We start from the raw sequence: 24,184 nt of genomic DNA, 5'->3' as shown, positions 1-24,184 counted from the left end.
TCAGTAGCCGCCGTGTCCGCCGTGTCCGCCGTGGTCGTGGCCGCCGTGGTCGTGGCCGTGGTCATGTCCGTGGTCGTGGTCGTGACCGTGTCCGTGATCGTGGTCGTCCCCATGCCCCGACGAGTCGTCGTCATGGCCGTGGCCGCGGCGCATGGCCGGCATGAGACTGCTGAAGATAGCCATTACGTTCCTCCCGGAAATCTGCTGCACATGGGATACGTGCCAGAGCGGACACGGGATGGCCGTTTCGGGAAAAAAGTTCGTTCTTCAACCCAGGCGTGCGGCCAGCCCCCCGGTGCACCGCACCTCGTCCCCGGCCGTGATCAGCAGGGCCTCGACGTCCGGCAGCGACTCCAGCCACGCCAGGCCCGCCCGCGAACCCATCGCGAACGCCGCCGTGGCCCAGCAGTCCACCCAGGTCAGCCGCGGTCCCACCACCGTCACGGACACCAGGTCCGTGACCGCCGGCCGGCCCGTGCGCGGGTCCACGATGTGCGCGCCGCGCTCGGCCGTGCCGGACGTCGCCACCGACAGTTCGTCCGTTCCCGCGGCCGAGATCACCGCCGCGAGACCGCCCGGGCGCAACGGATCGGACACGCCCACACGCCACGGCCGGTGCGGCTCCGGCGCGCCCAGAAGCTGCACGTCCCCGCCCCCGTTCACGCTGACCCCGCGCACCCCCGCCACCGCCGCCAGCAGCCGCGCGGCCCGCTCCGCCGCCCAGCCCTTGACGATGCCGGTGGGATCCAGCGCGCCCCGGTAGCGCGGGCTGAACCAGCCGTCGCTCGTCCGTTCCGCCTCCGCCGCGAGGTCCAGCACCTCGGCCACCTCGGGCGCGCACCGCGCCACGGTCAGCTCACCGCGGGCCAGCCGCGAGATCTCGCTGTCCTCCCGGTAGGTGCTGAAGACCGCGTCCGCCCGGTGCAGTGAGGCGACCGCCGCGGCGAGCGCCTCCCGTACCGCACGCGGATCCCCGCCGCGGACGTCGAAGGAGAAGACGGTCCCCATGACCTCCTCCGCATGACGCACCGCGGCGGGAGCCTCGGCCGGCCCGGTCATCGTGTCAGCCACCGGCCTGGTCCAGCGCGGACTGCAGCGACTGCTTGTAACCGGTGCTGGTGTAGGTGGCGCCGGAGACGGCGTCGATGTCCGCGTTCCCGGCCGCCACGGCCTCCTGGTTGAGCTTCGGGACCGCCATGGCCGTCTTCTGGTCGCTGAGGCCGCCCTTGGGCGCCTGTACCGCCGCCGCCTGGGTGACCTTGCCGCCGGCGACGGTGACGCGCACCTGGACGGGACCGTACTGGGTCTGCGCGACCTTCCCGGTGACGGTGCGCGCCTGCGCGGCCCCCGAGGATCCGGTGTGCGACGACGGCGCCGACTTCACCTTGTCCAGCGCGGACTGCAGCGACTTCTTGTACCCCGCGCTCGTGTACGTCGCCCCCGACACCGAGTCGATCTGCGCGCTCTGCGCCGCGACGGCCTCCTGGTTGAGCTTGGGCACGGCCAGGGCGGTCTTCTGGTCGCTGAGGCCGCCCTTGGGCGCCTGGACCGCCTCCGCCCGGGTGACCTTGCCGCCGGCGACGGTCAGCCGTACCTGCACGGTCCCGTACTGCGTCTGCGTCGCGTCGCCGGTCACCGTGCCGGAGCCGGTGGAGGCCTGTGCGCCGCCCTGGGTGCCGCCCTGCGGTGACTGCTGTGCCGCCGCGCCCTGCGACGGCGCCGCGCCCACCGCCGACGCCGAGGCCGGATCGGAGGCCAGCTTCAGCGACAGCAGCAGTACGACACCGGACACGGTGGCGGCCGTGGCCAGGACGACCCGCCGGATCGGGTGACTCTTCCTCATCGCTTCGCAGCTCCTGCTCACATCTCGAACGACTCGTGGTGGATGCGGCGGGCGGGGACCCCCGCGCCGCGCAGTGCCTCGTACACCGACTGCGCGAACCCGGCCGGGCCGCACATGAACACGTCGTGCCGGTCGATGTCCGGGATCTTGCGCTGGAGGTTCTCCGCGGAGATGTCCGGCCGCTCGCCCTCCGGGCTGTTCACCGCGTACATCAGCCGGGCGCCCCGCTCGTCGGCGATCTTCGCCAGCTCGTCCCACAGCGCCAGGTCCTGGGTGCTGTTGGCGCGGTAGAGCAGGGTGATGTCACCGGCCGCGCCTGGCAGCGTCTCGAACAGGGCGCGCATCGGCGTGATGCCGACCCCGCCCGCGACGAGCAGCACCTTGCCCCGGCTGCGGCGCTGCGCGGTCATCGCCCCGTACGGGCCCTCCGCCCACACCCGGGTGCCCGGCGACAGCTCCCGCAGCCGGGCGCTGTGGTCACCGATCGCCTTCACCGTGATCCGCAGCATGTCCGGGCGGGGTGCCGCCGACAGCGAGTACGGGTGCGAGCTGAAGCGCATCCCGGGGGCGAGGAACCGCCAGCGGAAGAACTGCCCCGCCTCCGCGCCCATCCGGTGCAGCCTCCGCCCGCCGATCAGCACCGACACGATGCCCGGCGTCTCCTCGATGACCGCCTCCACGCGCATCCGGTGCCGCAGGTTCAGCCGGACCGGGGTGATGATCCGGTACCAGAGGACCAGCGCGGTGACCGCGCCGTACAGGCCGTACCAGAAGGTCTTGGCGGCGGGCTCGACCGCGAAGTCGTTGCCGGTGGTGATCTGGTGCCAGAACGTCAGGAACACCGCCGCGTACGTCATCAGATGGACGTGGTACCAGGTGTCGTACGGCATCCGGCGGCGGATCCCGCCGATGGACGACAGCCCGATGAGCACGAACAGGCCGGTGCCGATGGCCGCCTTGCCCATGTCGGGCAGCTGGTTGATGGAGTCGATGGTCTGCTGCACGATGTCGCCGAGCGACTTGCCCGCCTGGAGCGCGTACCCCCACATGGTGAGGAACACGTGCGCCACGATCAGGCACAGCGTGTAGCGGCCGCTCATCGCGTGCCAGCGGGCCACCCGGTCGGAGCCGACCCGCCGCTCCAGCGCCGGTACGCGCGCCATCTGCAGCACGACCAGCGCCATCAGATAGCCGGCCAGCAGGCCTGTGATACGGCCCGCGTTGAGGATCCTGCTGTTGTCGTCGGCGATGGACGGCGTGTTGTGCCACCAGAGCCACAGCACGGCCGCCGCACCCGCCCAGACGGCGAGCAGCAGCGGAACGGCCGGGCTGCGGCGCGGGCGGATGCGGCGCATCGTCTGTCGGCGGGCGGCACGTCCGCCTGCGAGCGTGGTGGTCACGGTTCCTCCGTCGGGACTTGACCGTTGGCCCACAGATACGTGCCGCATGCGCTGAGTGTTCAGAGGCCCGCCTCACCGTCCTGCGGAGTCGAGCGCCGACTGGAGGGACTGCTTGTACCCGGTGCTGGTGTACGTGGCGCCCGACACCGTGTCGATGTCCGCGCTCTGCGCGGCGAGCGCCTCGCGCCGCAGCTGGGGCAGGGCGTAGCTGTTGATCTCCTGGTCGCGCGGGTTGTCCTGCGGGTACTGCAGCGCCGTCACGTCCGTCAGCTTCCCGCTCTCGATCGTCGCGCGCACCTGGACCGGGCCCCAGCGGGTCTGGACGGTGCCGCCGGTGACGGTCTTGCCGACGCTCTTCTCCGGGGCCGCGGCGGAGCCGTTCGGGGCGGCCGAACCGCTCGACGCCACAGGCGAGTTGGTGTCGGCGGAGGCCAGCCCCGGGCTCGTGTGCGGCTTCAGCGACAGCAGCAGCACCATCGTGGAGACGGTCGCGGCGCTCGCCAGCACCACGCGACGGAGCGGGCGGTTCTTCTTCAGTGCGTGCACGTGTACTGCCTCACAGTTCGAACGACTCGTGGTGGATACGGCGGTCCGGCACCCCGGCCGCCCGGAGCGCCTCGTACACGTCCCGCGCGAACCCGTGCGGCCCGCACAGGTAGACATCGTGGTCCCGCAGCCCCGGGAAGGTCGCGCGCAGCGACTGAGCGGTGAGCGACGGGCGCTCGCCCCGGGGACCGTTCAGCGCGTACAGCACCTGCGCGCCACGCCGGCGGGCGATCGCCTCCAGCTCGCCGCCCAGGGCCAGGTCCTCGACGCCGCGCGCCCGGTACAGCAGGGCGACCTCGCCGGGCAGCGTCTCGAACAGCGCGCGCAGCGGGGTGACCCCGACGCCGGCCGCGATCAGCAGGGAGCGCCGGCCGGTGGCCCGGTCGGCGGTCAGCGCGCCGTACGGGCCCTCCGCCCACACCCGGGTGCCCGGCCGCAGCCGGGCGACGGCCGCGCTGTGGTCGCCGAGCGCCTTGACCGTGATGCGCAGGCGGTCCGGGCGCGGCGGTGCCGACAGGGAGTACGGCGTCGACGTCCGGCCCAGGCCCTCGCCGAGGAACCGCCAGCGGAAGAACTGGCCCGGCAGCGCGCCGAGTTCGTCGAGGTGCCGGCCGTGCACGACGACCGAGTGCACACCGGGTGCCTCCTTGTGCACCGAGTCCACACGCAACTGGTGGCGTCGGTTGAGCCGCACGGGGGCGAGGATCCGGTACCACAGCACCAGGGCCGCGACCCCCAGGTACAGGGCGTACCAGACGCCGGTCGCGACCGGCTTGCCGTGGAACTCGTTCCCCAGCGTCAGCTGGTGGAAGAAGGCCAGGAAGACGGCCGCGTACGTCAGCAGGTGGACGTAGTACCAGAACTCGTGGCTGGTCCGGCGGCGCACGGCCCGGGCCGAGGTGATGCCGACCGCGAAGAGGACCACCGTGCCGGCGGTGGCCTTGAGCATGTCCGGGTAGTCCAGGACGACCGTCACCGTCTCGTGCCACAGCGGGGCCCGGTCCTGGGCCGCGTACCCGGCGAGGATCAGCACGACGTGGGCGACGAGCAGGCAGACCGTGTACCGGCCCGCCATCGCGTGCCAGCGGGCCACCCGGTCCGAGCCGATCCGCCTCTCCAGCAGCGGCACCCGCGCCATCAGGCCGACGAGCACCGCGCAGGTGTACCCGCACAGCAGCCCGGCGATCCGCCCGGCTCCGGTCAGCCAGCCCGCCGCAGCGACCACGGAGCCGGTGTCCGCCCACCAGAGCGCGACCACGGCCGCCGCCCCGGCCCACAGCACGGCCAGCACGGGCCCCGCGGGGGAGCGCCGTGCGGTCACGGGCACGGGCGAGGCCGCCCGCCGCGCATCCACAGTGGTCATCACTCGCTGTCCCTTCGTCGGCCGTACCGGGCCACTGTGCGGGGCGAAGCTCTGAGCGACCTCTGAGCGACCTTCTGACCAGGCACTTTCAGAGCGGACTCAGAGGTGGTCCTCAGCCGGCGTTCAGCGGACGGGAGAGCGCACTCAGAGAAAACTCAGAGGGCGGGCGGTACGTCCCACCCCGCCACCTGGGTGATGCTGGTAGGCGCGATGAACACCACCCGTTCCGGCCGCCCGGCCCTCACCCGACCCGACGGCACCCCGCTGCGCGTCCTCGTCGTCGACGACGACCCCGACCTCGCGGAGGTGCTCACCGGCGCCCTGCGCTACGAGGGCTGGCAGGTGCGCGCGGCCGGCGACGGCGCCTCGGCCCTGACCACCGCGCGGGGGCTGCTGCCCGACGCCGTCGTCCTGGACGTGATGCTCCCGGACACCGACGGCTTCGCCGTGCTGCGCCGCCTGCGCGAGGTGAGTCCGGACGTCTGTGTGCTCTTCCTCACGGCCCGGGACGCGGTCGAGGACCGGATCGCGGGCATCACGGCGGGCGGCGACGACTACGTCACCAAGCCCTTCAGCCTGGAAGAGGTCGTGGCCCGGCTGCGCGGCCTGCTGCGCCGCGCCGGCATGGCCCGGCAGCAGGAGGAGGGCCCACGCCTGACGGTGGGCGACCTGGTGATGGACGAGGAGGCCCGCGAGGTCACCCGGGCCGGCGAACTGATCGAACTCTCCCCGACGGAGTTCGAACTCCTCCGCTTCCTCATGCGCAACCCCCGCCGCGTGCTCAGCAAGGCGCAGATTCTCGACCGGGTGTGGTCGTACGACTTCGGCGGCCGGGCCCATGTCGTGGAGCTGTACATCTCCTATCTGCGCAAGAAGGTCGACGCGGGCCGTGAGCCCATGATCCACACGGTGCGCGGAGCCGGCTACATCCTGAAACCGGTGACCAGGTGACCCGCCCTAACCTCCGTGCCCGCCTGTCCCGGCTGCCCCGCCCCCGCACCCTGCGCGCCCGCCTCACCGCCGGTCTGGTGGTGCTGCTGGCGGTCAGCTGCGCGGCGGTGGGCCTGGCGGCGGTCGTCGAGCTGAACGGCTTCCTCACCCAGCGCCTGGACGAGCAGCTCGCCCAGGTCGGCACCCGGTTCCCGGAGAGCCTGGAACACAACGGCACACTGCCCGACGACCACGACGGCGACGAGCACGGCGACACCCGCCGGATGGCCACCGGCACCTTCGGCGCGCGCCTGCTGAACGGCACGGTCACCAACAAGGGCCTCATCCGGGGCGGCGACCCGTCCGCCGACCTGGGCGTCGACCTGACGGCACGGGACGGCGAACGCCTGGCCCGGGTACCGGTCGACGGCCGGCCCCACACCGTCGAACTCTCCGCCCTGGACGACTACCGCGTCATCGCCTCCGCCGGCCGGGACGGGGACGTGCTGATCGTCGGCCTGCCGCTGGAGCCGGTCCAGGCGACCGTCCACCGGCTGGAGCTGGTCGCCGCGAGCGTCTTCGGCCTGGCGCTGGTGGTGACCGGCGTGGCCGGGGCCTTCTGGGTGCGCTGGTCGCTGCGGCCGCTCAGCCGGGTCGCCGCCACCGCCGGCCGGGTCAGCGAGCTCCCGCTGGCCAGCGGCGAGGTGGCGCTGCCGCCCCGGGCCCCGGAACCCGACCCGCACGGCGAGGTCGGCCAGATGGCCGCCGCCTTCAACCGCATGCTCGGCCATGTCGAGGGCGCGCTGACCAAGCGGCACGCGAGCGAGGAGCGGCTGCGCCGCTTCGCCGCCGACGCCAGCCACGAGCTGCGCACCCCGGTCGCCTCCGTGCGCGGCCACGCCGAACTGGCCCTGCTGCATCCGGGTCCGGTACCACCGGAGGTGACCCGCGCGCTGCAGCGCATCACGGCCGAGTCCGCCCGTATGGGCGAGATGGTCGACGACCTCCTGCTGCTGGCCCGGCTCGACGCGGGCCGCCCGCTGGAGCGGCAGCCGGTCGACCTGACCCACCTGGTCCTGGACGCAGTCACCGACGCCCGCGCCACCGGCACCGACCACCACTGGGCCCTGGACCTGCCCGAGGACCCGGTGACGGTCCCGGGCGACGCCCACCGCCTCCACCAGGTGCTGGCCAACCTGCTGGCCAACGCGCGTGTGCACACACCCGTGGGCACCAAGGTCACGGTCACCCTGGAGACCGGCCCCGACTCGGCCCTCCTCTCCGTCCACGACGACGGCCCCGGCGTCCCCGAGGCCGTCCGGCCCGACGTCTTCGAACGCTTCACCCGGGCGGAACACCGCCGCCGAGCGGACGCCCCCGGGGGCGGGGCGGGCCTGGGCCTGTCGATCGTGGCGGCGGTGGTGGAGGCACACGGGGGGAGCGTGGACATGGCGAGCAGACCGGGTTCCACGCGGTTCACGGTCCGCCTGCCGACCTGAAGGCGCGCAGGGCCGGGCCTGCGGGCGGCTGCGCCGCGCGGGCGTCAGTACCGGGTGAGCGCGGTGACTCCGTCCACGGTCCCCATGGCCATGTGCGGCCGCTTCCCCGGCTCCACCCACCGCAGGATCCGCTCCATCGCGTCCTCTGGCACCGAGACACAACCGGCGGTGGCCGCACTCCCGTTGACATGCAGGAAGATGCCGGCGCCGCGCCCCCGCACGGGCTGGTCGTAGTTGAACCCGATCACGAGCGCGTACGCGTACTGCGTGGAGTAGGAGACGAGGTGCTCGGACTCCGACGCCCGGCAGTCGGCCGGCAACGGATCCACCCAGCGGTTGTACGACGTGGAGTCGTTGTCCTGGCACCACCACGAGCTGTCCTTCACCGGGCGGTACTCGACGCTCGTCCCGCTCGGCGCCGCCTTGGTGCCGAAGCCGAACGGAAGGCCGTACAACCCGGTCGGCGTCGTATCCGTCCCCTGGGTGCGGGCGGTGCCCTCCACCAGCCCGTTCGCCCCGAACCGTGCCGGTGCGGAGCCCGCCTCGACCCACTGTCCGTCCTTCAGGTCCCACCAGGTCAGCGTCCCCGACGTCGAGCCGGTGTCCGGTGCCTGAGCCGTGATCAGCTGGCTGCCACCACCGGTGTCCGCCATCCGCGCGGGCAGCGGCTCGGACCCGGTGCCCGGCGTGAGGCCGAGCAGGGCGAACGCGGACGCGGACACGAGGGCGAGCACGGCACTGGGGCGCATGGCTCAGACGGTAGACGGAGGGAGCGGCAACGGCAGCCCGGGTAGTCCGTCCAGGCTCGTCGCGATGTGCTCCTTCTTCTCGAAGTACGCGCTCAGCGAGGCGTCGTCCTCCCGCGCGAAACGCCTTCCGTGCAGATCACGTTCGTCCTCGTACGCCATGTAGGGGACGGCGTACCCGCAGGTGTCCCGGACCCGTTCCGCGTGCACGACGATGACCGCGCGCAGCCCGTGCGGGCGCGGGTCGATTTCCGGGAAGTGGATGAGCAGCTCCTTGAAGCGCGGGTCGTCGCGAAAGACAGGCTCGCCCCGGCCGTGCACGCGCACGATGTTCGGCGGCCCCTGGAAGGCGCACCACATCAGGGTGATCCGGCCGTTCTCCCTGAGGTGCGCGACCGTCTCGGCATTGGACCCGGCGAAGTCCAGGTATGCCACGGTCAGTTCGTCGATGACGGCGAAGGAGCCCTTGAGGCCTTTGGGGGAGAGGTTGACCGTGCCGTCGCCGGACAGCGGGGCGGTCGCGGTGAAGAAGAGGGGCTGCTCCTCGATGAACGTCCGGAGCCTGCCGTCGATGCGTTCATAGGTCTTTCCCATGGCCAGCGATTATCGACGCAACTCGTTCGCCTGTCCGAGGAACTGCCGTGGCCGCCCCGCCGGTGCTCGTCGGGGCGGCCACGGCCACGTGTCACGTCACTTGGTGAGGGTGCAGGCGGCCAGGGAGGCGAGTCCGGTGGGCTTGGTGGTGGTGCGGCCGATGGCGAGGGCGATGCGGTCGAGGGTGGAGGCGCGTTTGTCCTTGAGGGGTCCGAGGATGGCGTTGTTGACGAAGTTGGGTCCGCCCTGGCCGACGGTGTTTCGCAGACGCTTGTCGGCTTCCTGGATCTGGGTCTGGAGGAGGGTGAGGTTGCGGTCGACCTCGGCCCTGGCGGAGGCGGGGACGGCGGGCAGCCTGGAGGCGACGTCCGGGCAGCTGATCGTGCCCACGCCGGTGTGCCCGCCGGTGCTGCCGGCCCCCGCCGTCGGGGCGGTGCCCGACTGCTGGGCCGCGGCCGTGCTCGGTGTGCCGGCACCGCCGCCCGCCACGCCGGCACCGCTCGTGTTCAGGGTGCAGGCGGCCAGGGAGGCGAGTCCGGTGGGCTTGGTGGTGGTTCGGCCGATGGCGAGGGCGATGCGGTCGAGGGTGGAGGCGCGTTTGTCCTTGAGGGGTCCGAGGATGGCGTTGTTGACGAAGTTGGGTCCGCCCTGGCCGACGGTGTTTCGCAGACGCTTGTCGGCTTCCTGGATCTGGGTCTGGAGGAGGGTGAGGTTGCGGTCGACCTCGGCCCTGGCGGAGGCGGGGACGGCGGGCAGCCTGGAGGCGACGTCCGGGCAGCTGATCCTGCCCACGCCGGTGTGCCCGCCGGTGCTGCCGGCCCCCGCCGTCGGGGCGGTGCCCGACTGCTGGGCCGCGGCCGTGCTCGGTGTGCCGGCACCGCCGCCCGCCACGCCGGCACCGCTCGTGTTCAGGGTGCAGGCGGCCAGGGAGCCGAGTCCGGTGGGCTTGGTGGTGGTTCGGCCGATGGCGAGGGCGATGCGGTCGAGGGTGGAGGCGCGTTTGTCCTTGAGGGGTCCGAGGATGGCGTTGTTGACGAAGTTGGGTCCGCCCTGGCCGACGGTGTTTCGCAGACGCTTGTCGGCTTCCTGGATCTGGGTCTGGAGGAGGGTGAGGTTGCGGTCGACCTCGGCCCTGGCGGAGGCGGGGACGGCGGGCAGCCTGGAGGCGACGTCCGGGCAGCTGATCGTGCCGGGGCTCGCCAGGGTGCGGGCCTGAGCGACGCCGTCGCTCTTGGCCGGTGTCCCGGCGAGGGCCGTGCCGGCGATCACCGCGCCGGACAGCAGCACGGCGGCGGCACCGCCGATGAGCGCCACGCGACGCTTGTCGTACTTCGGAAGAGCCCTGGACATACGGATGCCTCACTCGGATCGGGTCGACGTCTGGACAACGCGGCGCCTGCGTTCGGAGATGAGTACGGGAAAGCGGTTTCATCCGTTCACCTCCCCCTTCATTGACGAATCATGCAGAGTTCTGCATACTCATGCATGACAGCACGTGCAGTGTGAGGAGAAACCCGTGACCGAGCGCGTCGCACTCGCCTATTCGGGCGGTCTGGACACCTCCGTCGCCATCGGCTGGATCGCGGAGGAGACGGGCGCCGAGGTCATCGCCGTCGCGGTGGACGTCGGCCAGGGCGGCGAGGACCTGGACGTCATCCGCAAGCGCGCCCTCGCCTGCGGTGCCGTCGACGCCGAGGTGGCCGACGCCAGGGACGAGTTCGCCGAGGAGTACTGCCTCCCGGCGATCAAGGCCAACGCCCTCTACATGGACCGCTACCCGCTGGTTTCGGCCCTGTCCCGGCCCGTGATCGTCAAGCACCTGGCCGCCGCCGCGAAGAGGCACGGCGCCACCACCGTCGCCCACGGCTGCACCGGCAAGGGCAACGACCAGGTCCGCTTCGAGGCCGGTATCGCCGCTCTCGCCCCCCACCTGCGGTGCATCGCCCCCGTCCGGGACTACGCGATGACCCGGGACAAGGCGATCGCCTTCTGCGAGGCCAGGCAGCTCCCGATCGCCACCACCAGGAAGTCCCCGTACTCCATCGACCAGAACGTCTTCGGACGCGCCGTCGAGACGGGCTTCCTGGAGGACATCTGGAACGCCCCGATCGAGGACGTCTACGAGTACACCGCCGACCCGGCCGCGCCGCACGAGCCCGACGAGGTGGTCATCACCTTCGAGGAGGGCGTCCCGGTCGCGATCGACGGCAGGCCCGTCACCGTCCTGCAGGCCATCGAGCAGCTCAACGACCGCGCCGGCGCCCAGGGCATCGGCCGGATCGACATGGTCGAGGACCGCCTCGTCGGCATCAAGTCCCGCGAGGTGTACGAGGCCCCGGGCGCGATCGCACTGATCACCGCCCACCAGGAGCTGGAGAACGTCACCGTCGAGCGCGAACTCGCCCGCTACAAGCGGCAGGTCGAGCAGCGCTGGGGCGAACTCGTCTACGACGGCCAGTGGTTCTCCCCGCTCAAGCGCGCCCTCGACGGCTTCGTCGACGAGGCCAGTCGGCATGTGTCCGGCGACATCCGGATGACCCTGCACGCCGGTCGCGCGGTCGTCACCGGCCGCCGCTCGCAGGAGTCGCTCTACGACTTCGACCTCGCCACGTACGACACCGGCGACACCTTCGACCAGTCCGCCGCCAAGGGCTTCATCGACATCTACAGCCTGTCGTCGAAGATCGCCGCCAGGCGCGACCTCGCGTGAGTACGGTGCGTACGGTTCCCACACCCACACCCTCCCTAGGAGCAGCGCAAGTGAGCAGCAACAGCGGTGACGTACGGCTCTGGGGCGCCCGTTTCGCCGACGGTCCCGCCGAGGCCCTGGCCAAGCTGTCCGCGTCCGTCCACTTCGACTGGCGGCTCGCGCCCTACGACATCGCCGGCTCGCGTGCCCACGCGCGCGTCCTGCACAAGGCGGGGCTGCTCACCGAGGACGAGCTGACCCGCATGATCGCCGGGCTCGACCAGCTCGAGGCCGACGTCGCGTCCGGCGCCTTCGTCGGAACCATCGCCGACGAGGACGTGCACACCGCCCTGGAGCGTGGCCTGCTGGAGCGCCTCGGCCCCGACCTCGGCGGCAAGCTGCGTGCCGGCCGGTCCAGGAACGACCAGGTGGCGACCCTCTTCCGGATGTACCTCAGGGACCACGCCCGGACGATCGGCGGCCTGATCGCCGGGCTCCAGGATGCCCTGATCGGCCTCGCCGAGGCCCACCCGGACGTCGCGATGCCCGGCCGCACCCACCTCCAGCACGCGCAGCCGGTCCTCTTCGCCCACCACGTCCTCGCCCATGTGCAGGCCCTGTCCCGGGACGCGGAGCGCCTGCGCCAGTGGGACGAGCGGACGGCCGTGTCGCCGTACGGCTCCGGGGCCCTCGCCGGCTCCTCCCTGGGCCTGGACCCGGAGGCCGTCGCGCAGGACCTCGGCTTCGAGCACGGCAGCGTCGGCAACTCCATCGACGGCACGGCCTCCCGTGACTTCGTCGCCGAGTTCACCTTCATCACCGCCATGATCGGCGTGAACATCTCCCGGATCGCCGAGGAGATCATCATCTGGAACACGAAGGAGTTCTCCTTCGTGACCCTGCACGACGCGTTCTCCACGGGTTCGTCGATCATGCCGCAGAAGAAGAACCCGGACATCGCCGAGCTGGCCCGCGGCAAGTCCGGCCGTCTGATCGGCAACCTGACGGGTCTGATGGCGACGCTGAAGGCCCTGCCCCTCGCCTACAACCGCGACCTCCAGGAGGACAAGGAGCCGGTCTTCGACTCCTGCGACCAGCTGGAGATCCTGCTCCCGGCGTTCACTGGCATGATCGCGACGCTCACGGTCCACCGCGAGCGCATGGAGGAGCTGGCCCCGGCCGGCTTCTCGCTCGCCACCGACATCGCCGAGTGGCTGGTCAAGCAGGGCGTGCCGTTCCGCGTGGCGCACGAGGTCGCGGGGGAGTGCGTGAAGGTCGCCGAGGCCGAGGGCAAGGAACTGGACGACCTCACGGACGAGCAGTTCGCGAAGATCTCCGCCCACCTCACGCCCGAGGTACGCACGGTCCTCAACGTCCCGGGCGCCCTCGCCTCCCGCAACGGCCGCGGCGGCACGGCCCCGAGCGCGGTCGCCGTCCAGCTCGCGGAGGTCAAGGCGGACGTCGCGGCACAGCACGCCTGGGCGACGGCCAAGCAGGGCTAGGGCCTGTCCGGCGGATCATGCCGGAGTCGCGGGGCATGGCACGCCCATCTGCGGCGTTGTCGTCGGCCCCGACGCTCCGCGTCGGCGCCCTCCTCCGCCTTGCAGATGGACGCACCACGCCCCGCTCGCCTGCGCCGACCCGGCGCCGTTGCCCGGAGCCGGCCTGATCCGCCGGACAGGCCTCAGACCGCGGGCGGCGCGACAGGCCGAAGGGCCCGGACACCTCGTCCGGGCCCTTCTCGCTGTCCGGACCGTTCGATAACAGATGGGATTCGGTCAGTGGCCGAAACCTTGACCTGTCCCTACTCGGAGGTAACCATTCCGGTTACCCGGTCGGCATTGCCGAACGTCGGTCGATCACCGCCGAGCATGAAAGGGACGTCATGCGCCGAGGACGAACCAGACGAACCGCCCGCCTTCTCGCCGTCACCGCGGTGGCCGCACTCTGCGCCCTCGGGATCACGGCCCCCGCCGGCGCGGCCGACACCCCGCCACCGGGTGCCGGCAACTGGTCGTGCAAGGCGGACTCGGCCCACCCGCAGCCCGTCGTTCTCGTGAACGGCACGTTCAAGACCTCGTACGAGAACTGGCTGACCCTGTCACCCGCGCTCGCCGACGCCGGCTACTGCGTCTTCTCGTTCGAGTACGGCGACCTGGAGACCGCCCCGGTCGCCGACTCGGCGGCGGAGCTGCGTGACTTCGTGAACGCGGTGCTCGGTGCGACCGGCGCCAGGAAGGTCGACATCGTCGGCCACAGCCAGGGCGGCACGATGCCCCGCTACTACGTCAAGTTCCTCGGTGGCGCGACCAAGGTCGACGACCTCGTCGGCATCGTCCCCTCCAACCACGGCACCTCCAACCCCTTGGCGCTGGCGGCCGGCGCCACGGTCTGCCCCTCCTGCGTCGACCAGACCGCCGGGTCCGACTTCCTGAAGAAGCTCAACTCCGATCCGGAGGCCCCGGCCGGCCCCGACTACACGGTGATCGCCACCACGCACGACGAGGTCGTGCTCCCGTACACCAGCGCCTTCCTGGACGGCCCCGCCTCCTATGTGACCAACGTGCTGCTCCAGGACCGCTGCCCGCTCGACACCACCGAGCACGACCAGGCGCCGAAGTCACCGCTGGTCGAACAGTGGGTGCTCAACGCCCTGAACAGGAAGGGACCTGCCGACCCCTCCTTCGTGCCGCGCTGCGTCAGCACGGGCTGAATCCAGGGGGCGCCGGTAGATTGGTGCGGGTTCCCGGTCCGCCGATCGTGCAGGGAGTCCGCATGCCGTTCAGCCGTCTGGCCACCGCGACCACGCCCACCGCGCACATCGGACTCGGACTGGCCGCGGTGGGCCGGCCGGGCTACATCAACCTCGGCCGCGAGGACGACCTCCCGGCCGAGCGCACCGTCGGCTCCCTCCGGGAGCGCACACACGAACTCCTCGACGCCGCCTACGCCCAGGGTGTGCGGTACTTCGACGTGGCCCGCTCCTACGGGCGTTCGGAGGAGTTCCTCGCCGACTGGCTGAACGCCCGCCCCGACGTCGACGACGTGGTCGTCGGCAGCAAATGGGGCTACACCTACACCGCCGGCTGGACCACCGACGCCGAACAGCACGAGGTCAAGGACCACAGCCTCGCCACGTACGAGCGGCAGCGCGCCGAGACCGACGCGCTGCTCGGCGACCGGCTCGACCTCTACCAGATCCACTCGGTGACCCCGGACAGTCCGGCGCTCACCGACAAGGACCTGCACGCACGGCTCGCCGAGGCCGCCGCCCAGGGCCTGACCATCGGCTTCTCCACCAGCGGCCCCGCCCAGGCCGACGCCGTACGCGCCGCGCTCGCCGTGACCGTCGACGGCGAGCCGCTGTTCCGTACCGTCCAGTCGACGTACAACGTGCTGGAGACCTCGGCGGCACCCGCACTCGCCGAGGCGCACGACGCCGGGCTCACGGTGATCGTGAAGGAGGGCATGGCCAACGGCCGGCTGGCCGCGCCGCACGCACCGGAGGCGCTGCGGGCCGTCGCCGAGCAGACCTCCCTCGGCTGCGACGCCGTGGCCCTCGCCTGGATCCTGCGCCGGCCCTGGGTCACCGTCGTCCTCTCCGGCGCCGCGACCGTCACCCAGCTGGTCTCCAACCTCCACGCTCCCGCCGTCGACTTCGACGCCGACCAGCTGACCCGTCTCGCCGCGCTGGCGGAGGAGCCGCGGGCCTACTGGGAGCGGCGCGGGCAGCTGCCCTGGCACTGACGCGCATCGCGCTGGGCAGCGACGATGAGTCACTCATGCCCCTTGTGAGACATAAGTGTCTCACTTGGGTTACCCTTGTCTCATGGCTCTCGACCGTGACCAGGTGCTGCGCAGCGCCGCCGCCCTGCTGACCCGCCGTTCCACCGCGACCATGGACGAGGTCGCCAAGGCCGCCGGGATCAGCCGGGCCACGCTGCACCGCCACTTCGCCGGCCGGGACGCGCTCGTACGGGCCCTGGAGTCGCTCGGCATCGCCGAGTGCGACGCCGCGCTGGACCGGGCCCGGCCGGAGGAGGGGGCGGCGGCCGACGCCGTACGCCGGCTCCTCCGGGAGATCCAGCCGGCCGCCGGGCTGCTCGCCTTCCTCTACGGCGAGAACCAGCTGTGGGAGGGCGAGCGGCAGCACGACGGCTGGCAGCGGCTCGACGCCCGGATCGGCGCCCTGTTCCAGCGCGGACAACAGACCGGCGAGTTCCGTATCGACCTCACCCCGGTCTGGCTCACCGAGGCGCTGTACGGCCTGATCGCCTCGGGCGCCTGGGCCACCCTGGACGGCCGCGTGGCCGCCCGCGACTTCCCGACCATGATCGCCGAGCTGTTGCTCGGCGGTGCTCTGCGAAGAGAGGAATCATGACCAGCACCCTGCAGCCGGCCGCGACGACGGAGGCGGTGACGCGCCCGGGCCGCTGGCTCGCGCTCTCCGTCCTCGTCCTGGCCGTGCTGCTGGTGGCCGTCGATGCCACCGTCCTCGGTCTGGCCACCCCGTACATCAGCGAAGACCTGGACCCCTCCGGCACCCAGCTCCTGTGGATCGGTGACGTCTACTCCTTCGTCATCGCCGGTCTGCTGGTCTCCATGGGCAGCCTCGGCGACCGCATCGGCCGCAAGCGGATCCTGCTCGGTGGCGCCACGGCGTTCGGCGCGCTGTCCGTCCTGAACGCCTACGCGACGACTCCCGAACTGATGATCCTGGCGCGGGCCCTGCTCGGTGTCGCGGGCGCGACCCTGATGCCCGCGACCCTCGCCCTGATCCGCAACATCTTCCACGACGCGCGCGAGCGCAGCCTCGCCGTCGGCATCTGGGGCGCGACGGCCTCCGCCGGCACGGCCGTCGGCCCGATCACCGGCGGCTTCCTCCTCGAACACTTCTGGTGGGGCTCGGTCTTCCTGATCAACCTGCCCGTGATGGCGGTGCTGGTCCTGGTCGGCATCCGCACCCTGCCCGAGTCCCGCAACCCGAATCCCGGCCCCTGGGACCTGATCAGCGTCGTCCTGTCGCTGGTCGGCATGATCGCCGTCGTCTACGCGGTCAAGGAGGTCGCCACCCACGGCCTCACCCCGGCCACGCTCGCCGCGGGTCTGCTGGGCGCCGCCGCGCTCTACGGCTTCGTCCACCGTCAGCTCACCATGCCGGCCCCGCTGCTGGACATGCGGCTGTTCAGGCGCCGCGGCTTCAGCGGGGCGGTCCTCGCCGACCTGCTGACCGTGCTCGGCATGTCCGGCCTGGTGTTCTTCCTCTCCCAGTACCTGCAACTCGTCCAGGGCAGGCGCCCGTTCGAGGCGGGCCTCGCCGAACTGCCCGCCGCCGTCGGCGCGGTGGCGGCCGGCCTCGTCGCGGGCCGCGCGCCCCGCCGCTTCTCGGTACGGGCGGTGGTGTCGGGCGGTCTGGCGGCCGTCGGCCTGGCGCTGGCCGCGCTGACGACGCTCGGCCGGTCCACCGGTTACCCGGCCCTCGGCGCCGCTCTCCTGGTCGTGGGCATCGGCGCGGGCTTCTCCTTCACGGTCACCGCGGACGTCATCCTCTCCAGCGTCCCCAAGGACCAGGCGGGCGCCGCCTCGGCGGTCTCCGAGACGGCGTACGAACTCGGCGCGGCTCTCGGCATCGCCCTGCTGGGCTCCATCGTGACGGGTGTCTACCGCGACTTCGCCGGCCCGGCCGGCACCCCTGCCGCGGCCCACGAGTCACTGGGCGCGGCGACGGAGGCGTCGGCGCACATGCCGCCGCACGCCGCGGAACAGATGCTCGACGCGGCCCGCGCCTCGTTCGTCCACGGCCTCCAACTGGCCTCGGGCGCGGGAGCAGCGGTCCTGCTGGTGACGGCAGCGGCGGCGTGGTTCCTGCTGAGGGGCCAGCGACTGGAAAGCGCCGGGTGAGCCGACCGCCCAGGGGCGGCCCCGGACATCACCGCTTGTAGCCGAGCACCGTCATCATCCCGCTCTCCGAGTGGTACTGGTTGTGACAGTGCAGCATCCACAGGCCGGGATTGTCGGCGTCGAAATCGACGACCAGCTTCCGGTGCGGCAGCACGATGGCGGTGTCCTTGCGCGCGCCCACGGAGCCCAGACCGGCCAGCGCGAAGGTGTGCCCGTGCAGATGCATCGGATGCCACATGTCGGTGGCGTTGATGAGGGTGAGCCGCACCCGTTCACCGGCGTGGACGGGGTGGCGCTGCCGCTCGGAGTAGGCCTGGTGGTCGAAGCCCCAGTCGAACTTCGCCATGCTGCCCGTGATCCTGATGCGCATCTCGCGGTCGGGATCACGGTCGTCCAGGGCCACGGAGCCGTGCGGCACGAGGCGGTGCGCGGGGACGGTCACCCCGTCCAGTTCGTCCGGGCTGACGTCGGCCGGGGGAAGGGCCTTGCTCCCCTTGTCGGTGCGCAGGACGGCGAGGGCCCTGCCCTTCTTGCCTTCGGGGACCGCGACCAGGGGAAAGACGCCGTCCCGGGCGGTGACCAGCACGTCGTACCGTTCCGCCATGCCGATGAGCAGGGCGTCCGTCTTCTTGTGCTCCACGGGGTAGCCGTCGGTGTGTGTGACGGTCATCCTGTGGTCCCCCAGCGCGACCCGGAAGGCGGTCTCGGAACCGGCGTTGATCAGGCGCAGCCGGATCCGGTCACCCGGGCGGCAGCGGAACACCGAGGGACTGGTGGGCAGGCGTCCGTTCGCCAGGTAGTAGGGGTACGCGACGCTGCCGCCCTCGCCGTGGAGGATGCGGCTGTGGGAGTTGCGCAGCACCCGGGAGGGCCCCGTGGACTTCCTGGACGGCGACGGGTGCACCCCGGCCGGCAGGCCCGGGCCCGGACTGCCGTGGCCGGGACCCATGGGCATGTTTCCCTTGTCCATGGTGCTCTTGTCCATGCTTCCCATGGCCATGCCCCCCATGTCCATGGAGCCGCCGGGCTTGAGCTGGCTCAGGACCTGTTCGGGGGTGGAGCCGTCCACGCCGTCGAGCCAGTCGTCCAGGACCACGACCCACTCCTTGTCGTAGGAGAGGGACTCCTTCGGGTCGTCGACGATGAGCGGCGCGTACAGAGCGCGGTCGGGCTGCAGTCCGACGTGTGAGTGCAGCAGGTACGTGCCCGGATGCTTGGCGGTGAAGCGGTAGCCGAAGTCGGCCCCGGGGCTGATGGCCTGCTGGGTCAGGTCGGGAACGCCGTCCATGTCGCAGCGCAGCCGCACCCCGTGGGAGTGCAGTGTGGTCGTGACGGGCAGCCGGTTGGCGAGCGTCAGGTCGAGCACGTCGCCGGCGGCGACACGCACCAGCGGGCCCGGTACCCCCTCGTTGTAGGCCCAGGTCCGGACGGACCGCCCGCCCAGCTCCAGTTTCACCTCCTCAGCGGTGAACCTGAAGCTGCGCACGGGACCTGACCCGCGTTCGCGCTCGGCCGCGAGGACCTCCGGATCCGACGGGTTGACGTACCCCTTGGGCCCGGCCGGGACGAACTTCCCTGTGCCGCTCGCGCGTTGCGGGCCGGAGCTGGGCTCGTCACCGGATTCGGTGCAGGCTGCCAGGATTCCCGCGCCGGCCGCGGCGATCGAAGTGCGGAGCAGAGTACGCCGAGAAGGTTTGTACATGTCTGAATCAGACATGTTGTGTGCTCATATAACCAACGCATACGGCCGAATGTCCGCTGTGTCGGCCACAGATTCCATCTGGCGGACGGACGTCTACGCCGAGCCGGCCGAACGGGAGGGTGTCAGGCGGCCTTCGCCTTCGTGGCGTACATGTCCACGTACTCCTGCCCGGACAGCCGCATGACCTCCGCCATCACGGAGTCGGTCACGGCCCGCAGCACATACCGGTCCCGGTCCATCCCCTCGTACCGCGAGAACTCCATGGCCTCGCCGAACCGGACGGTGACCCGGCCGGGCCGCGGGATGCCCCGGCCGCCCGGCTGCAGCTTGTCCGTGCCGATCATCGCGAAGGGAACCACCGGCGCACCGGTCATCAGCGTCAGTCGTGCGATCCCGGTGCGCCCCCGGTACAGCCGGCCGTCGGGCGAGCGGGTGCCCTCGGGGTAGATCCCGAAGATCTTCCCCTCCTCCAGGATGCGCCGCCCGGTCATCAGCGCGGCCACACCGCCGCTCGCGCCGTCCCGGTCCACCGGGATCATGCCGACGCCCGTGAAGAACCAGGCCATCAGCCGTCCCTTGACGCCCTTGCCGGTGACGTACTCGTCCTTGCCGATGAAGAACACCTGACGCTTGGTGACCACCGGCAGCACGATCGAGTCGATGAACGTGAGGTGATTGCCGGCCAGAATGACCGGGCCGTCCCCCGGGATGTGCTCCACGCCTTCCACCTGTGGGCGGAACATCAGGCGCATGATCGGTCCGAGCACTGCCTTGATGAGCGCGAAGCGGGACAACGGGTCCTCCGATGCCGAGGGGTCGATATGAGTCTGTGCAGGTGAGGACATTACTCGCGGCCCCGGGGCGAGCGCACATCGGGGACGCCCGGTTCACCGAGGTCTTACGAAGAGTTGACGCGGGTTTACCTGCGGTGACGTACCGGGGACGGGCCGTAACCTCCCGGAGACGATGTGACGGAGATCGCGTGGGACGCCTGTCCCCTGGCGTCCCACCGCGACGGCCCGTCACGAGCCGTCCCCCGCCGGACATCGCGCATCACCCACCCGTTCCGGCTCAGGACTCCCTTCGGTCATGTCCACGCCCCTACGATCGGCTCGCACTCACGAACGGACGGCAGGAGGGCGCTGATGGGCAGCGACCAGGCGAACGAGACGACGCAGGGCACCGGACGGCGGGCGATCCTCGGCGCGGCGGTGTTCGGGGCGGGCGGGGCGGCCCTCGGGCTGCCGGGCGTGGCCGAGGCCGCCGGGACGCGGACGGCCGGGCAGGGGGCCCGGGGGCTGAAGGGCCTGCCGGTGCCCACGATCATCGGCCACCGGGGTGCGAGCGGCTACCGCCCCGAGCACACCTTCGGCTCGTACGAACTGGCCCTGGACCTGGGCGCCGACGTGGTCGAGGCCGGGGACCTGGTGCCGACCAGGGACGGCCATCTCGTCTGCCGGCACGAACCGGAGATCGGCGGCACCACGGACGTCGCCTCGCACCCCGAGTTCGCCGGCCGCAAGACCACCAAGGTCGTCGACGGCGTCTCCACCACCGGCTGGTTCACCGAGGACTTCACGCTCGCCGAGCTGAAGACGCTGCGCGCGATCGAACGCATCCCGGCCAACCGGCCGCACAACACCCTCTACAACGGGCGCTGGGAGATCCCCACGTTCGAAGAGGTCCTGAAGTGGCAGGACGAGCAGACCCGCAAGCGGGGCAAGCAGGTCTTCGTCTACCCCGAGACCAAGCACCCGACGTACTTCCGGCGGCTCGGCCTCGGCCTGGAGGAACGGGTCGCGAAGCTGCTGCGCAAGTACGGCAAGGACGGCCGGAACTCGCCTGTCATCCTGCAGTCCTTCGAACCCACCAGCATCCAGAAGCTGAACCAGCTGGTCGACAACCCGCTCGTCGTGCTGCTGTCCACGGCCGACAGCCGCCCCTACGACTTCGTCGCCTCGGGCGACCCCCGCACGGTCGCCGACCTGATCACGCCCAAGGGCCTGCGGGAGATCGCCGGCTACGCGCAGGGCATCGGCCCGACCCTGGACCTGGTCATCCCCAAGAACGCGGACGGCACCCTCGGCAAGCCGAGCACCCTGGTAGCCGACGCGCACCGGGTGGGCCTGATCCTGCACCCCTACACCATGCGCAACGAGAACCCCTTCCTCCCGGCCGAGTACCGCAGGGGCAGCGCGCCGGACGCCTACGGCGACTCCTTCGGCGCCTTCAAGACGTACTTCACGACCGGCATCGACGGCGTCTTCACCGACAACGCCGATACCGCGCTGCTCGCCCGCGCCGACTTCCTCGCGGGCTGACCCGGTCAACGACCGGTCCTTCCCGCACCCGTTCGGGTGTCTGTGTGCCGCCCCGGAAACCTGCTCCCGGGGCGGTACGTCGTTCCGCATATGACGTACGACTTGGTGGCCGCCCTGCACCCGCTGCTCACCGCCGAGGCCTCGGCCGAGGCATATGCCGCCGGGAGCGAGCCCGGCGACCTGGAACAGGCCGTCTGGCTCCGCCTGCTGGAACGCCTGGAGACCGACGGGCCGCCGCCGGACCCGCAGGGCTGGCTGCGCAAGGCCGTCCGTGCCGAGGCCCGCCGCAGCCGCCGCACCAGCCGCCGGGAACGGCCGTACGGCACCGAGCCGGCCGACGACGCCCGCACCGACCCCGAGCAGTACGTCCTCACGGCCGCCCGGTACCACGCCCTGCGCGACGCGGTGCGCCGGCTGCCCGGCCGCTGCCCCCGGCTCATCGAGGCCCTGCTCTCGCCGAAGGACCTGACATACCGGGAAATCGCGGGGGAGTTGGGTATCTCACAGGGCAGCCTTGGCCCGGAACGCTCCAGATGTCTTGGTTGTCTGCGCCGATTGCTCACGCCGGAGGTTGCTTCCCGTGAAGCGCGGGGATAGGAGTGGGGGACGACAGGTGATCAGGTGAGCGGGAGGCATGCGCACATGGGCATGAGCGTGACCATCTCGGTGGCGACCGAGCAGGACGCGGAGCAGATCTTCAGGCTCCAGTACCTGTGCTTCCAGAGCGAGGCGGCGCTGTACGGCAACTACCGCATCGACCCGCTGGTCCAAACCCTGGACTCCGTCCGCGAGGAGGTCGTCTCCGACTGCGTCTTCGTCGCCCGGCTCGGCGACGAGGTGGTCGGCTCGGTGCGCGGCAAGATCACCGAGGACGGCACGGCAGCCATCGGCAAGCTCTGCGTCCACCCGCGCCTCCAGGGCCACGGCATAGGAGCACGTCTGCTGCGCGCCGCCGAAGCGGCGTTGGCCGAGGAGCGGGGCGCCACCAGGTTCCGTCTCTTCACCGGCCACCGCAGCGAGGGCAACCTCCGCCTGTACCGCCGCTCCGGCTACGAAACGGTGGGCCGCTCCAGGGGCGACGACGGAGTGGAGCTGATCATCCTGGAGAAGCAGACGGGGACGTACGCGGCTACGGCCTGACGGTGTTGCGCGCCTTCCGCAGCCAGTACATCGCGGACACCGGCAGCAGCACCGGAATGAAGACGTACCCCGCGCCGTAGTACGACCACACGGTTGCGTCGGGGAAGGCCGAGCGGTCGACCAGGGTCCACGTACCGACGATCAGCACGCCCGCGAGCTCGGCGGCGCAGCACACCAGTGCGGCCCGCCGGGCGGCCTCCCCGCCCCGGATCAGCGTGTACGTGATGAACCCGTACACCACGCCCGCCACCGCCGACAGCGCATAGGCGAGCGGCGCCCGGCCGAACTCCGTCGAGATCTGGTACGCCGACCTCGACACCGCCCCGACCACCATCACGCCGTAGAACCAGACGAGCAGCATGCCCGGCCCGCTGATCAACCGGGCCGGCTTCTCCTCCACCGCCGTCACCTCAGCCTCCCCAGATGTCATAGAGCCGCACCTCCAGCACGGCCAGCACCACACCGCCGGCCGCCACCGTCACCGAGCCCCAGCGGGTCCGCTCGGCCAGTGACATGAACCCCGCCGCCGGAACGCACGCGAACGCGCCCAGCAGATACGCCACGAAGATCGTCGTGCCCTGCTCCGGCTTCTCGCCCCGCGCCAGCTGCACGATCCCGACCACCAGCTGGACCACGGCCAGCAGCGACACCACGGCCATGCCGATGAAGTGCCAGTCCTTGGTCGGCTGGTCGCGATAGGCGGCCCAGCCGCACCAGGCGGCGAGCAACAGCGCGGCGACCCCGGTCGCCAGCGTCAGGGCATTGAGCATGCGGTGACCTTATTACGGCGGAATCGGGCCCCGGCCGCCGACCCCGCCCGTGGACCGGAGGGTCTAGACCACGTCGTAGGGTCGGGGTATGACGATCCACGCGCACGCCCTCCTGTTCGACAACGACGGCACCCTCGTCTCCTCCCTCGACTCCGTCGAGCGCTGCTGGACCCGCTGGGCCCGGGAGTACGGGATCACCGCCGAGGAGTTCGGGCGCGTGGCGCTGCACGGCCGGCCCGCCGTCGAGATAGTCGCCGACCTGCTGCCCGCCGGCCTGGTGCCGGAGGCGGTCGCCCGGGTCGAGCAGCTGGAGGTGGACGACGTGCCCCATGGCGGTGTGCGGCTGCTGCCCGGCACGCGGGACTTCCTGGACTCGCTGCCCGCCGACCTCTGGGCCGTCGTCACCTCCGCCACCCGGCGGCTCGCCGAGGCCCGGCTGGACGCCGTCGGCATCCTGCCCAAGACGCTGATCGCCGCCGACGACATCACGCGCGGCAAGCCCGACCCCGAGCCCTACCTGCTCGCCGCCCGGCAGCTCGGCGTCGACCCGGCCCACTGTGTCGTCTTCGAGGACGCCCCGGCCGGGCTCCAGGCGGGCCGCGCCGCCGGAATGACCACGGTGGTGTTGGCCACAACCCACCGCGCCGAGGAGCTGGACGCCGACCTGGTGGTGAGGGACCTGTCGGCCTTGTCGGCACTGGTCACCGACGGGGGCGTGGAGATCTCCGTCCGCCGCTGAG

Annotated in this window: 24 protein-coding genes and 1 pseudogene; 12 read left to right on the top strand and 13 right to left on the bottom strand. The window is 71.6% G+C overall.

Annotation, left to right across the window (positions count from 1 at the left end):
* From ACZ7HQ_RS28265 to ACZ7HQ_RS28240, 6 genes are all read right to left on the bottom strand, one after another.
* Positions 1–183, bottom strand: coding sequence for a hypothetical protein (locus ACZ7HQ_RS28265; RefSeq protein ID WP_470995509.1), 183 nt, complete (start codon positions 181–183; stop codon positions 1–3).
* A gap of 84 nt (positions 184–267) precedes the next feature.
* The gene (locus ACZ7HQ_RS28260; protein WP_470996165.1) at positions 268–1,059 is read right to left on the bottom strand and encodes an FAD:protein FMN transferase; all 792 of its coding nucleotides are present in this window, start codon (positions 1,057–1,059) and stop codon (positions 268–270) included.
* A 4-nt stretch (positions 1,060–1,063) separates the two neighbouring features.
* Positions 1,064–1,843 carry an FMN-binding protein gene (locus ACZ7HQ_RS28255; protein ID WP_470995506.1) on the bottom strand — a complete coding sequence of 260 codons (780 nt, stop codon included), beginning with the start codon at positions 1,841–1,843 and terminating at the stop codon, positions 1,064–1,066.
* 17 nt (positions 1,844–1,860) lie between these two features.
* Entirely contained in the window at positions 1,861–3,243 is a 1,383-nt protein-coding gene (locus ACZ7HQ_RS28250; RefSeq protein ID WP_470995504.1) for a ferredoxin reductase family protein, read from the bottom strand.
* Positions 3,244–3,315: 72 nt separating this feature from the next.
* A complete protein-coding gene (locus tag ACZ7HQ_RS28245; protein WP_470995502.1) occupies positions 3,316–3,789 on the bottom strand; it encodes an FMN-binding protein in 474 nt (157 codons plus the stop codon).
* Positions 3,790–3,799: 10 nt separating this feature from the next.
* Positions 3,800–5,152, bottom strand: a complete 1,353-nt coding sequence (locus ACZ7HQ_RS28240; RefSeq protein ID WP_470995499.1) for a ferredoxin reductase family protein — start codon at positions 5,150–5,152, stop codon at positions 3,800–3,802.
* Positions 5,153–5,362: 210 nt separating this feature from the next.
* On the opposite strand from ACZ7HQ_RS28240, the gene ACZ7HQ_RS28235 reads away from it, so the two are divergent.
* A complete protein-coding gene (locus ACZ7HQ_RS28235; RefSeq protein ID WP_470995496.1) occupies positions 5,363–6,103 on the top strand; it encodes a response regulator transcription factor in 741 nt (246 codons plus the stop codon).
* Positions 6,100–7,581, top strand: coding sequence for a sensor histidine kinase (locus ACZ7HQ_RS28230; RefSeq protein ID WP_470995493.1), 1,482 nt, complete (start codon positions 6,100–6,102; stop codon positions 7,579–7,581). Before ACZ7HQ_RS28235 ends, ACZ7HQ_RS28230 begins: the two co-directional genes overlap by 4 nt.
* Positions 7,582–7,625: 44 nt before the next feature.
* Here ACZ7HQ_RS28230 and ACZ7HQ_RS28225 read toward each other — a convergent pair whose 3' ends face one another.
* From ACZ7HQ_RS28225 to ACZ7HQ_RS28215, 3 genes and pseudogenes are all read right to left on the bottom strand, one after another.
* The gene (locus tag ACZ7HQ_RS28225; RefSeq protein ID WP_470995490.1) at positions 7,626–8,330 is read right to left on the bottom strand and encodes a L,D-transpeptidase family protein; all 705 of its coding nucleotides are present in this window, start codon (positions 8,328–8,330) and stop codon (positions 7,626–7,628) included.
* A 3-nt stretch (positions 8,331–8,333) separates the two neighbouring features.
* Positions 8,334–8,921, bottom strand: coding sequence for a pyridoxamine 5'-phosphate oxidase family protein (locus ACZ7HQ_RS28220; RefSeq protein WP_470995487.1), 588 nt, complete (start codon positions 8,919–8,921; stop codon positions 8,334–8,336).
* Between the two features lie 507 nt (positions 8,922–9,428).
* Positions 9,429–10,271: pseudogene (locus ACZ7HQ_RS28215) on the bottom strand (hypothetical protein); the annotation flags it as partial.
* 166 nt (positions 10,272–10,437) lie between these two features.
* On the opposite strand from ACZ7HQ_RS28215, the gene ACZ7HQ_RS28210 reads away from it, so the two are divergent.
* From ACZ7HQ_RS28210 to ACZ7HQ_RS28185, 6 genes are all read left to right on the top strand, one after another.
* Entirely contained in the window at positions 10,438–11,631 is a 1,194-nt protein-coding gene (locus ACZ7HQ_RS28210; RefSeq protein WP_470995484.1) for an argininosuccinate synthase, read from the top strand.
* Between the two features lie 50 nt (positions 11,632–11,681).
* Complete coding sequence (argH, locus tag ACZ7HQ_RS28205) at positions 11,682–13,112, top strand: argininosuccinate lyase (RefSeq protein ID WP_470995482.1); 1,431 nt, start codon at positions 11,682–11,684, stop codon at positions 13,110–13,112.
* 383 nt (positions 13,113–13,495) lie between these two features.
* Entirely contained in the window at positions 13,496–14,323 is an 828-nt protein-coding gene (locus ACZ7HQ_RS28200; RefSeq protein WP_470995479.1) for an alpha/beta fold hydrolase, read from the top strand.
* Between the two features lie 62 nt (positions 14,324–14,385).
* Positions 14,386–15,357: an aldo/keto reductase gene (locus tag ACZ7HQ_RS28195; RefSeq protein WP_470995477.1), complete on the top strand. Its 972-nt coding sequence runs from the start codon at positions 14,386–14,388 to the stop codon at positions 15,355–15,357.
* A gap of 82 nt (positions 15,358–15,439) precedes the next feature.
* On the top strand, positions 15,440–15,991 hold the full coding sequence (locus ACZ7HQ_RS28190) for a TetR/AcrR family transcriptional regulator (protein WP_470995474.1): 552 nt from the start codon (positions 15,440–15,442) through the stop codon (positions 15,989–15,991).
* On the top strand, positions 15,988–17,511 hold the full coding sequence (locus ACZ7HQ_RS28185) for an MFS transporter (protein ID WP_470995471.1): 1,524 nt from the start codon (positions 15,988–15,990) through the stop codon (positions 17,509–17,511). The genes ACZ7HQ_RS28190 and ACZ7HQ_RS28185 overlap by 4 nt, the downstream gene beginning before the upstream one ends.
* Before the next feature lie 28 nt (positions 17,512–17,539).
* Here the strand turns inward: ACZ7HQ_RS28185 and ACZ7HQ_RS28180 are convergent, their stop codons facing one another.
* Together ACZ7HQ_RS28180 and ACZ7HQ_RS28175 are read right to left on the bottom strand one after the other, a co-directional pair.
* Positions 17,540–19,213, bottom strand: coding sequence for a multicopper oxidase family protein (locus tag ACZ7HQ_RS28180; RefSeq protein ID WP_470995468.1), 1,674 nt, complete (start codon positions 19,211–19,213; stop codon positions 17,540–17,542).
* A 122-nt stretch (positions 19,214–19,335) separates the two neighbouring features.
* Complete coding sequence (locus tag ACZ7HQ_RS28175) at positions 19,336–20,007, bottom strand: lysophospholipid acyltransferase family protein (RefSeq protein WP_470995465.1); 672 nt, start codon at positions 20,005–20,007, stop codon at positions 19,336–19,338.
* 351 nt (positions 20,008–20,358) lie between these two features.
* Here ACZ7HQ_RS28175 and ACZ7HQ_RS28170 point away from each other — a divergent pair, with 351 nt between their 5' ends.
* The 3 genes from ACZ7HQ_RS28170 to ACZ7HQ_RS28160 all read left to right on the top strand — a co-directional run bounded on the left by ACZ7HQ_RS28170 (position 20,359) and on the right by ACZ7HQ_RS28160 (position 22,674).
* Positions 20,359–21,534: a glycerophosphodiester phosphodiesterase gene (locus tag ACZ7HQ_RS28170; protein ID WP_470995462.1), complete on the top strand. Its 1,176-nt coding sequence runs from the start codon at positions 20,359–20,361 to the stop codon at positions 21,532–21,534.
* Between the two features lie 90 nt (positions 21,535–21,624).
* Positions 21,625–22,131, top strand: a complete 507-nt coding sequence (locus tag ACZ7HQ_RS28165) for an RNA polymerase sigma factor (RefSeq protein WP_470995459.1) — start codon at positions 21,625–21,627, stop codon at positions 22,129–22,131.
* A gap of 45 nt (positions 22,132–22,176) precedes the next feature.
* Positions 22,177–22,674, top strand: coding sequence for a GNAT family N-acetyltransferase (locus tag ACZ7HQ_RS28160; protein ID WP_470996162.1), 498 nt, complete (start codon positions 22,177–22,179; stop codon positions 22,672–22,674).
* On the opposite strand, the gene ACZ7HQ_RS28155 is transcribed toward ACZ7HQ_RS28160, so the two are convergent.
* Both ACZ7HQ_RS28155 and ACZ7HQ_RS28150 read right to left on the bottom strand, forming a co-directional pair.
* Positions 22,664–23,104, bottom strand: a complete 441-nt coding sequence (locus tag ACZ7HQ_RS28155; protein WP_470995456.1) for a hypothetical protein — start codon at positions 23,102–23,104, stop codon at positions 22,664–22,666. The two genes, ACZ7HQ_RS28160 and ACZ7HQ_RS28155, sit on opposite strands and share 11 nt — an antisense overlap.
* A complete protein-coding gene (locus ACZ7HQ_RS28150; RefSeq protein ID WP_470995453.1) occupies positions 23,085–23,444 on the bottom strand; it encodes a hypothetical protein in 360 nt (119 codons plus the stop codon). Before ACZ7HQ_RS28150 ends, ACZ7HQ_RS28155 begins: the two co-directional genes overlap by 20 nt.
* Positions 23,445–23,532: 88 nt before the next feature.
* Here ACZ7HQ_RS28150 and ACZ7HQ_RS28145 point away from each other — a divergent pair, with 88 nt between their 5' ends.
* Positions 23,533–24,183: an HAD family hydrolase gene (locus tag ACZ7HQ_RS28145; protein ID WP_470995450.1), complete on the top strand. Its 651-nt coding sequence runs from the start codon at positions 23,533–23,535 to the stop codon at positions 24,181–24,183.
* The last annotated feature ends 1 nt before the right edge of the window (position 24,184 follow it).

Source organism: Streptomyces sp. NPDC037290 (genome assembly GCF_055603245.1).
The sequence above is the reverse complement of the archived record's forward strand: the minus strand, read 5'-3'. Positions and strand labels throughout refer to the sequence as shown.

What these genes read in the sequence shown, in the direction of transcription:
- ACZ7HQ_RS28160 (WP_470996162.1), top strand. Translation starts at nt 22,177, where the DNA reads ATGGGCATGAGCGTGACCATCTCGGTGGCGACCGAGCAGGACGCGGAG.
- ACZ7HQ_RS28185 (WP_470995471.1), top strand. Translation starts at nt 15,988, where the DNA reads ATGACCAGCACCCTGCAGCCGGCCGCGACGACGGAGGCGGTGACGCGC.
- ACZ7HQ_RS28190 (WP_470995474.1), top strand. Translation starts at nt 15,440, where the DNA reads ATGGCTCTCGACCGTGACCAGGTGCTGCGCAGCGCCGCCGCCCTGCTG.
- ACZ7HQ_RS28220 (WP_470995487.1), bottom strand. Translation starts at nt 8,921, where the DNA reads ATGGGAAAGACCTATGAACGCATCGACGGCAGGCTCCGGACGTTCATC.
- ACZ7HQ_RS28200 (WP_470995479.1), top strand. Translation starts at nt 13,496, where the DNA reads ATGCGCCGAGGACGAACCAGACGAACCGCCCGCCTTCTCGCCGTCACC.
- ACZ7HQ_RS28180 (WP_470995468.1), bottom strand. Translation starts at nt 19,213, where the DNA reads ATGTACAAACCTTCTCGGCGTACTCTGCTCCGCACTTCGATCGCCGCG.
- ACZ7HQ_RS28225 (WP_470995490.1), bottom strand. Translation starts at nt 8,330, where the DNA reads ATGCGCCCCAGTGCCGTGCTCGCCCTCGTGTCCGCGTCCGCGTTCGCC.
- ACZ7HQ_RS28260 (WP_470996165.1), bottom strand. Translation starts at nt 1,059, where the DNA reads ATGACCGGGCCGGCCGAGGCTCCCGCCGCGGTGCGTCATGCGGAGGAG.
- ACZ7HQ_RS28170 (WP_470995462.1), top strand. Translation starts at nt 20,359, where the DNA reads ATGGGCAGCGACCAGGCGAACGAGACGACGCAGGGCACCGGACGGCGG.
- ACZ7HQ_RS28235 (WP_470995496.1), top strand. Translation starts at nt 5,363, where the DNA reads ATGAACACCACCCGTTCCGGCCGCCCGGCCCTCACCCGACCCGACGGC.
- ACZ7HQ_RS28240 (WP_470995499.1), bottom strand. Translation starts at nt 5,152, where the DNA reads ATGACCACTGTGGATGCGCGGCGGGCGGCCTCGCCCGTGCCCGTGACC.
- ACZ7HQ_RS28145 (WP_470995450.1), top strand. Translation starts at nt 23,533, where the DNA reads ATGACGATCCACGCGCACGCCCTCCTGTTCGACAACGACGGCACCCTC.
- ACZ7HQ_RS28150 (WP_470995453.1), bottom strand. Translation starts at nt 23,444, where the DNA reads ATGCTCAATGCCCTGACGCTGGCGACCGGGGTCGCCGCGCTGTTGCTC.
- ACZ7HQ_RS28265 (WP_470995509.1), bottom strand. Translation starts at nt 183, where the DNA reads ATGGCTATCTTCAGCAGTCTCATGCCGGCCATGCGCCGCGGCCACGGC.
- ACZ7HQ_RS28165 (WP_470995459.1), top strand. Translation starts at nt 21,625, where the DNA reads ATGACGTACGACTTGGTGGCCGCCCTGCACCCGCTGCTCACCGCCGAG.
- ACZ7HQ_RS28195 (WP_470995477.1), top strand. Translation starts at nt 14,386, where the DNA reads ATGCCGTTCAGCCGTCTGGCCACCGCGACCACGCCCACCGCGCACATC.
- ACZ7HQ_RS28155 (WP_470995456.1), bottom strand. Translation starts at nt 23,104, where the DNA reads ATGACATCTGGGGAGGCTGAGGTGACGGCGGTGGAGGAGAAGCCGGCC.
- ACZ7HQ_RS28255 (WP_470995506.1), bottom strand. Translation starts at nt 1,843, where the DNA reads ATGAGGAAGAGTCACCCGATCCGGCGGGTCGTCCTGGCCACGGCCGCC.